Source organism: Amycolatopsis sp. NPDC059027 (genome assembly GCF_042739735.1).
Taxonomy (GTDB): Bacteria; Actinomycetota; Actinomycetes; order Mycobacteriales; family Pseudonocardiaceae; genus Amycolatopsis.
Window position 1 is genome coordinate 8,551 of the sequence record NZ_JBHYIK010000125.1, and the last position, 8,264, is coordinate 16,814.

The following is an 8,264-nucleotide window of genomic DNA, read 5'->3' on the forward strand; positions in this document are numbered from 1 at the left end:
GGGGGGTCTGTGTGTTATCAACCACACAGAGCTCCCCCCCCCCCCGCGCGACCCAACCTCCCCTTCAGCCCAGCCTTCGGTCTAGACGAGCATCAGGAACAGCAGGCCGTTCGGCGAGCCGAGGCCGGTGACGTCGTCGTAGCCCTTGGTGGTGTGGATGGTCAGGTTCGGGTAGTCGAACGTCCGCGCCGAGTGGAGCAGGCCGCCCGAAGCGTCGACGCTGTTGGCGAAGTCGACCCGCGCCACGGCCCCGTCCACGTGCTGCACGTCGCTGATCGCCGAGGTCCGCGCGGTCAGCTTGTAGATCACCGGGTTGATGAACCCGTGGTGGAAGTGGTCGAAGCTGTCGGCGACGGCCATGATCCCGGCGAACACCGGCGACGCGAGGCTCGTGCCGCCGATCCGGTACTGATCGTAGTGCGCGCCCTCGGGGAAGGTCTGCGTCTGGCCGACCAGGAACCCGGTGTTCGGGTCACCGATCGCGGAGATGTCCGGGACGACGCGGCCCTTCTTGTTCCCCTTCTGGTTCTTCGTCGACAGCGCGTCCGGCACCGAACCCTTCTGGTAGAAGGGCTGCTCGAACTGACGGCTCGTGCCGCCACCGGAACCGCTGGTGTACGCGCCGGGGAAGCCCGGCGTGTAGGTGCCGTTGGTCAGGCTGGACTTGCCGGTCTCCCACCCGGTTTCGAACATCCGCTTGCCGTCCTTGCCGACCGCGAGGCTGGTGCCGCCGACAGCGGTGACCCACGGCGAGGAGGCGGCGAAGTCGGCCGAAGGCGTGCCCAGCCGGGCGACCTCGTCGCCGTTGTCGCCGGAGGAGAAGTAGACGCCGATGCCCTGCAGCACGGCCTGGACCGCGATCTGGTTGAACGCCTTGATCTCGGTGGGCGGCAGGTCCTCGCCGGTGTCGCCGTAGGAGTTCGAGACGATGTCGGCCCGGTGATCCGCGACGACGTAGTTCAGCGCCTGGTCCAGCGAAAGGTCCTGGCAGTCCGCGCCACCCACGTAGAGGATGTTCGCGCCGGGGGCGAGCCCGTGCGCGGCCTCGACGTCGAGGGTTTCCTCGCCGTACCAACCCGCGGCGTCACACTGGTCCGGAGCCTCCGAGCCCGGGGTGGGCGGGAAGATCTTCTGCGAGAACTGCGAGGCCTTCAGCGGGTGCTCGGGGTCGTTGCGCTTGGCGTACTCGCTGGCATCGGCGTAGATGGTCGGCGACGCGAAGGCGTCCACGATCGCGATCGTGGTGCCCTTGCCGTCGGCGCCGAATCGCGCGGCCTGGTCGACGCCGTAGGCCGAGCGCAGCTGGGCCGGGGTGTACCCGCACGGCGCGTACGGCAGCTGCTTGCCGTTGTACGCCGGGTCGGTGGTATCGATCTTCTCGCCGTAGTAGGTGCTGCACGGCCCGGAGTTGCGGAAACCCTTGGCGGGCGGCACATCGCCCGGCTTGGCGGACTGCGTCTTCACAGTGTCCGAGCCGTCGGTGTGATCCGGCTTCAGCAGGTTCGTCGCCTGGTCGACACCGATGACACCGAGCACGTCCTTCGCCAGCGACGCGGGCACGGACAGTTCCTTGTCGGCCGCCCGCAGCGTCCGGCCCTTGACGGCGTACTTGCCGAGCTTGACCGAGAACGCCTTCTGCACCTGGTCCGCGGTGCCGGTCGCCTCGACGTACGCCCGGTTCGTCGGCACATCACCGACGCTGAACCCGCCGCCGGTGAGCCACTGCTTCACCGAGTCCACAGTGGACTGCGCGGCGGCGAAGCGGTCGCGGACCTGGTCGGGGCTCAGGAACTTCCGGTAGGACGGACTGTCCGGATCGGACACCGCCTGCGCCGCCGACTCGGCACCCGCCTGGTCGCGCTGGTTCAGGTACACGCGGAAGTTCAGCTTCGACGCCGGCGCGGTGTCGGCGACCTTGGCCTGTGGGTTCGCCCAGAACGGGTGCGACTGCGGAATGTCCTGGCGGTCCTGTGCCGACGCCGTGGCCGGCACGGTCGCGGCGAGGCCACCGGCCACCGCGAGCGACAGGAACAGGGTGAGACTTCTTCGCACAGGGTTCTCCCTCTTGAGAAACCCGGCCCCAGGGGCCGGTGAACACCCGGAGAGACTAGGCGCGGTTTCCGGTGCGAGGGAAGGCGCCTGTTGACCACAACAGAACCGTTATCTCGTCATTCTTTCCCGGACTTCGCCGAACTGCTTCGATAGTCACCGGAAATCCGATTTTTCGCCCGGAACGTCCCCGTTGGCGAATTACGCCCGATTTTCCCGCTGTCACCCGAAGCACACCGGACCGCGTCGCGCCACCTACTTCCGTCGGGTTCTCGCGCGGAGAAACCCATCTGGCGCAACCGTTTCAGCGAGTCGCGAGGCGTCGATCGACGGCGGCGGGCGCGAACTCGGTTTCCACCACCATCGCGACGGCGCCCCGCACGGCGACGCCGTCTTCGCGATCACCGATCTCCACCCGGAGGCTCCGCGTCGCACGCGGCAATGCGCGCCGGTACACGATTTCCCGGACTCCGGCGGCGAAATGCGGTTCGGCGAGATCACCCGCGATCACCAGGACGCCCGGATTGACCATGCACACCACGGTCGCCACCACCTCGCCGACCTGACGACCGGCGATCTGCGCGAGCCGGACCGCTTCCGGCTGTCCGGCCAGGACTCGTTCGCGGACACCCGAACCGGACACCGTCGGCAGGCCCAGCTCGGTCAGCTGGGCAGCCAGCGCGCCTCCGCTCGCGACGGCGGCCAGGCAGCCCAGCGACCCGCACGCGCACCGCGCGCCGGGATGGCCGGGCAGCCGGACGTGGCCGATGTCGCCCGCCCCGCCGTCGATGCCGCGGTACACCTCGCCGCCGATCACCAGCCCAGCGCCGATTCCGGTGGACACCTTGACCAGCACGAGCGACGGACAGTCCCGGTAGCGGGCGCGGTGCGCCCCGAGCGCCATCAGGTTCGCGTCGTTGTCGACGAGCACCGGCGCGGGGAACCGGGTGCCCAGGTTCTCGGCGATCGGGTAGTCGTCCCAGCCCGGCATGATCGGCGGCTGGACGACCCGTGAGCGCGCGGGGTCGACGGGTCCGGGCACCGACAACCCGATGCCGCAGACGTCCTCGGCCCGCTTGCCGCTCTCGGCGAGGAGCGCGCCAAACCACTTCGCGATGCGATCGAGTACCGCCTCCGGCCCGTCGGCGACCCGGAGCGGTCCGGCCCGGCGCGCCAGACGACGTCCCGACAGATCGGTGATCACGGCCTCGGCGTGCATCGTGTCCATACCGGCCGCGAGCACGACGGCGTGCTGATCGTCGAAGCGCAGATGCCGCGCGGGCCGCCCGCCGGTGGAGTCCTCGTGCCCGGCCTCGGCGAGCAGCCCGGCCTCCTGGAGCACTTCGAGCCTGCCCGTCAGCGTCGAGCGGGACAGCCCGCTGAACGTCTGCAACGCCTTGCGCGTGGTGGCCTGACCGGTGCGGACCAGGTGTAACAGCTCCCCAGCACTGGTCGGCGTCGAACCGCCTGTCATCGCTGTCGTCCCCCTCGAGTGTGACGCACATCGTCGCAGCCACCACTTTTGTCCATTGACAAGACATAAGTAGGAGATACGGTAGACATATCAGGGAAACATGGGGCGCGGCGGCCGCGCGAGTGCTCGAGGGTAACTGGATCGGCTCGTCGACCGTGCCCTCCCGCGAGCTGTACCCGCACCAGTGGAGCTGGGACTCCGCGTTCATCGCCTTCGGCCTGCGCCACGTCGCGCCCGAGCGCGCGCGGCGCGAGCTGGTGACCCTGTTCTCCGCGCAGTGGCGCGACGGCCGGGTGCCGCACATCCTGTTCAATCCGGACACGCCGCCGGAGGCGTACTTCCCCGGCCCTGGCTTCTGGCGGGCCGGCCGGACCTCCGGCCTGATCCAGCCACCGGTCCACGCCCGCGCGGTCTGGGCCACGCATCGGGCCGACCCCGACGGCTCGGCGGCCGAGGCGTTCCTGGGCACGCTGTACCCGAGGCTGGTGGCGTGGCACCGCTACCTGACCCGGCACCGCGACCTCGGCGGGCGCGGGCTGGTCTCGATCGTGCATCCGTGGGAGTCGGGAATGGACAACAGCCCGGCGTGGGACGCGCCGCTGTCGCGGGTCACCCCGGAGGCGGCCACGTCGTTCACCCGGCGCGACCTCGACCACGGCGAGGCCGCCGACCGGCCCAGCGACGAGGACTACGGCCGCTACGTCCGGCTGGCCGCCGAGTACCGCGACTGTGGCTACTCCGACGCTCGCTGGCCCGAGGTGTCCGACGGCTTCAGCGTCGAAGATCCGGGCGTCAACGCATTGCTGGCCGACGCCGAACTCGCGCTCGCCGAGATCGCCGACGCCCTCGCCCTGCCCTCGGCCGCCGCGGCGCACCGCGAGTCTGCGGCGCGCATCGCCAAGACGCTGGTGGACACGCTGTGGGACGACGCCGCCGGGTTCTTCTTCGCCCGCGACGTCCACGCGGATGTCCTTGGTGACAAACACACCTGCGCCGGGCTGATCCCCTTGGTACTGCCCGATCTCCCGGTGGCCCCGGCCTTGCTGGCGACGGCCGCCGGGCCGCGGTTCGCGCTCGGCCGGGTGCGCGGCGTGCCCAGCTACGACCTGACGGCCGCGGACTTCGACCCGGCACGCTACTGGCGCGGGCCGTCGTGGTTCAACGTCGGCTGGCTCGTGCACCGGGGCCTCGTCCGGCACGGCGAAGTCGCTCTGGCTCGGCGTCTCGGCGCGGACCTGGTCGCCCTCGCCGGGCAGACCGGTTTCGCCGAGTACACCGATCCTTTCACCGGTACGGGCCACGGCACGCGTTCCTTCGGCTGGACCGCGGCGCTGACGCTGGACCTCCTGTCGGGCCCGGCTCAGGAAGCCTTGGTGGCGTAGGCCGAACCGACCCAGGCCTCGTCGATCCGCAACTGCCGGTACCGCTTCGTGTCGCTCGAAGCCGCCCACGTACTCGTGACCTGAACACGCACGTAGCGCTTGGTCGCCGTGGGAAGGTCGAGGAACTGCACGCCGCGATGGCTGGGCAGCCGGCCGGTTTTCACCGCGCTCCCCCAGTTCTTGCCGTCGTCGGACACGAACACCTGATAGTCCTTGATCCGTGCCGACTGCTCGGTGGCCGAGCGGGCGTAGCCGACGGAGTCCTCGCGCTGGTTCAGGCCGACGTACTGGACCTTCTTCGCCGCGCCGAGGTCGAAGTCGAGCGACACCGGGAGAGTTTTTCCGTTGTCCCAGTAGGTCAGGTAATCGCCGTCGCCCATTGCCGACGCCGGATGCCCGTCCGCCGACGCGCTCGCCTTCTCGGTGACGGTCTTCGGGTCGTACACGCCCTCCCTGCCCGCGGTGTCCACTTTGAACACCGTGTCATAACTGTCCCAAGAGGACAGTCCGGTCAGCGTGAGGCTGCCATCGCCCTGGGTGAACGCGATCGGCGCGCCGGTTCGCAGATTCGTCACGGCGCGGACCCGGTAGCCGTTGTCACGGATCCGCAGCGTCGGCGTCGAGGGCGTGGTCAGGACGTGGATGTATTGGGTCTCCGGGGATTCCTTGCCGATCGTGATCACGCCGTGTGCGCCGTCGTTCCAGAACCCCGGCTGCATTCCGCCGTGCAGGTAACCGCCGCCCTCGGTACCGCCGAGCGAGGGCCAGATGGCGTCGAGGTAGCCCTTGGCGAAATTGTTGAACGCCTCCTGCTTGGCCGGGAACCTCCCGTTCACCATGGCGGTTTCGGCCATCAGCGATTTCACCGAGGAGCCGGAATTGCTGATCAGCCTGCCGAGCGTGAGCCGGTAGTCGACCGCCGAATCCGAGCCGCTGTACCACCAGGCGCCGGTACTCGGCAGCTTGAAACACGCCTCGGTGAGCCGTGGTTGCGCGGTGTAGATCGCCTGCGGATAGTCGTACGCCGGGCTCATCCCGGTCTTCTGCTCGTTGCTGATCGTGTCCATGATCGGCGTGTCTTCGTTGTTGTTCGAGAGCAGATAGCCCGGCCGTTGCCGGTAGATCTGGGCGTAGAGGTCGTGCTGTTCCCAGTACGCGTTGTCGTTGTCGATCCAGAAGCCGCCGAGGTCGGGGTAGTTCTTCATGACCTCGAAGAAGTTGTCGTAGCTGAACTGGCCGAACCCGTCGCGGGTGGTCAGATCGACGTTGTGGCCCTTGTACTTCGAGTACGCCGCGGAGTCGAGCCATTCGTGGCCGCCCTCGTCGTGCCACTGCGGGTCGTCGGTCATGTAGAGGATGACCTTGAGCCCCTGCGGTTTCGCGGCCTTGATCAGCTCGCCGAGGAAGTCCCGTTCAGTGGCACAGCTGCCGGGGATCGCGGACGGCCATGCCCGCGAATAGCCGAGTCTGCTGTGGAACGAAGCCAGCACGAGGTAGGAGGCGTGCAGTTTCTTCGCCTCGTCGACCCAGTACTCCGGCGTCCAGCCGCCGCCGGAGATCGCCTTTTCCCAGGCGGCGCAACTGGTGTACCCGGGCGAGGTCCGCATGCCCCAGTGCAGGAAGAGACCCGCCTGGCTGTCGCGAAGCCATTTCTGCCGGGGATTCTGCAGGTCCGCCGACGCCGGCGAGGTGAGACCGAGGATCACCAGCAGGAGGGCGAGCGCGACGGTCGTCCCGCGCCGGAGCGAATGTCTTCCTGACATACCAGGGGGTGTACTCCGGCGCCCACGGGCGGTCAAGGCGACTACCCACCCACCGGGCCATCCGGCCGGAAATATCTGATATATGACACAGAAAATCTGATCGCTCTTGACGTGGGAACTCCCGGGCGAGTAGACGTTCAATCAGGGTAAGCGCTTACGCTCACCCGGCCACCGCCCAGGCGACTCGGTCGCCCCTCGAGCCGGCCGGGATGCCGACGGACGGCGGATCGGCATCCCGGCCACCTTCTTCACCGCGTCACCGGGGCCAGCGCAGGAAAGGACTACGCATGTCCCACCCCTTTCACCCGGCGCGGCTGCCGCGGCGCACGTTCCTGGCGGGCACCCTCGGCGTCGCCGCCGCGGCCGCCGTGCCCGGTGTGGCCGCGGCTCTCCCCGGGCGGCTGCCGCCGAACGGGGCGGCGGACCTTTCACGGGCGGTCATCGACTCCACGATGAAACGGTTCACCCCCGCCACCATCGGCGGCTGGGGGTACACGCTCGGCCTCTACATGTACGGCCAGTACCTGTGTTACCGGCGAACCGGCGAGAAGAAGTATCTCGACTTCGTCATCGCGTGGTACGACAGGTTCATCAGCGACGGCGGGATCTCCAACGGGTTCACCAACCTCGACGCCATGCGGTCGTGTCAAATGCTCCCGTTGCTGTACACCGAAACCGGCGTCAAGAAGTACAAGACGGCGGCCGATCAGCTGCGCAAACGCTTCCCTGCCTACCCGCGCACGTCCGACGGCGGCATGTTCCACGCGACGAGCAAGGTCGGCCAGTTGTGGGGCGACGGCGTCTACATGGCGCAGCCGTTCCTCGCGCTGTACGGGAAGACGTTCGGCGATCCGGGATACTGCTTCGAGGAATCGGCCAAGAACCTCGTGGTGTACTTCAAGCATCTTTCCGAGCCCGGCAAGGGATTGCTGTACCACGCCTACGACGAGGACGGCTCGGAACCGTGGGCGTCCGGGCCGGGACATCACTCGCAGTTCCACTGGGCGCGGGCGATCGGCTGGTTCGGGATGGCCGCCATCGACATCCTCGAAGTGCTACCCGCCGATCATCCCCGCCGCGCCGCGCTCGTCGACATGGTGCGCTTCCTCGCGGCCGGGTACCAGCGGTACCAGGACCCGGCGACCGGGCGCTGGTACCAGATCGTCGACCGCGGCGGGGACGCGAAGAACTGGCTGGAGACGTCGGCCTCGTCGATGTACACCTTCACGATCGCCCGCGGCGTCGAGCGCGGCTACCTGCCCGCGTCGTACCAGTCCGTCGCGAACAAGGGCTACGCCGGAGTGCTGCAGAAGGTGTCGCGTGGCTCGGACGGGCTGACGAACGTGGCCGACATCTGCGAGGGCACCAACGTCGGCACCCTGGACTACTACTACGGCCGGGCCCGCAGGACCAACGACTTCCACGGCCTCGGCGCCTTCCTGATCATGAACGAACAATTCATGAAACAGCGCTCCTGAACCCGCACCGGTCTTGCGCCGCCACATGGTCCGTGGGGGGCGCCCATTTGGGGGCAGGGTGGCGCCAAAGTGGCCCCCCCCCGCTTTGGCGGGGGCGGGGGCGGGGGGTGTATAAAAA

5 protein-coding genes are annotated in these 8,264 nt (G+C 68.5%); 2 read left to right on the top strand and 3 right to left on the bottom strand.

Translation table 11 applies throughout. From position 1 onward, the window contains the following. Positions 1-81: 81 nt before the first annotated feature. Positions 82-2,052 carry a protease pro-enzyme activation domain-containing protein gene (locus ACFWY9_RS43390; protein WP_378322772.1) on the bottom strand — a complete coding sequence of 657 codons (1,971 nt, stop codon included), beginning with the start codon at positions 2,050-2,052 and terminating at the stop codon, positions 82-84. A gap of 301 nt (positions 2,053-2,353) precedes the next feature. Further along, positions 2,354-3,523 carry an ROK family protein gene (locus ACFWY9_RS43395; protein WP_378322773.1) on the bottom strand — a complete coding sequence of 390 codons (1,170 nt, stop codon included), beginning with the start codon at positions 3,521-3,523 and terminating at the stop codon, positions 2,354-2,356. Between the two features lie 122 nt (positions 3,524-3,645). Between ACFWY9_RS43395 and ACFWY9_RS43400 the strand changes: the two genes are divergently transcribed. Continuing rightward, positions 3,646-4,905, top strand: coding sequence for a trehalase family glycosidase (locus tag ACFWY9_RS43400; protein ID WP_378341637.1), 1,260 nt, complete (start codon positions 3,646-3,648; stop codon positions 4,903-4,905). Here ACFWY9_RS43400 and ACFWY9_RS43405 read toward each other — a convergent pair. Then, positions 4,884-6,668: an alpha-L-fucosidase gene (locus ACFWY9_RS43405; protein WP_378322775.1), complete on the bottom strand. Its 1,785-nt coding sequence runs from the start codon at positions 6,666-6,668 to the stop codon at positions 4,884-4,886. The two genes, ACFWY9_RS43400 and ACFWY9_RS43405, sit on opposite strands and share 22 nt — an antisense overlap. A gap of 287 nt (positions 6,669-6,955) precedes the next feature. Between ACFWY9_RS43405 and ACFWY9_RS43410 the strand changes: the two genes are divergently transcribed. Further along, complete coding sequence (locus tag ACFWY9_RS43410) at positions 6,956-8,146, top strand: glycoside hydrolase family 105 protein (protein ID WP_378322776.1); 1,191 nt, start codon at positions 6,956-6,958, stop codon at positions 8,144-8,146. The last annotated feature ends 118 nt before the right edge of the window (positions 8,147-8,264 follow it).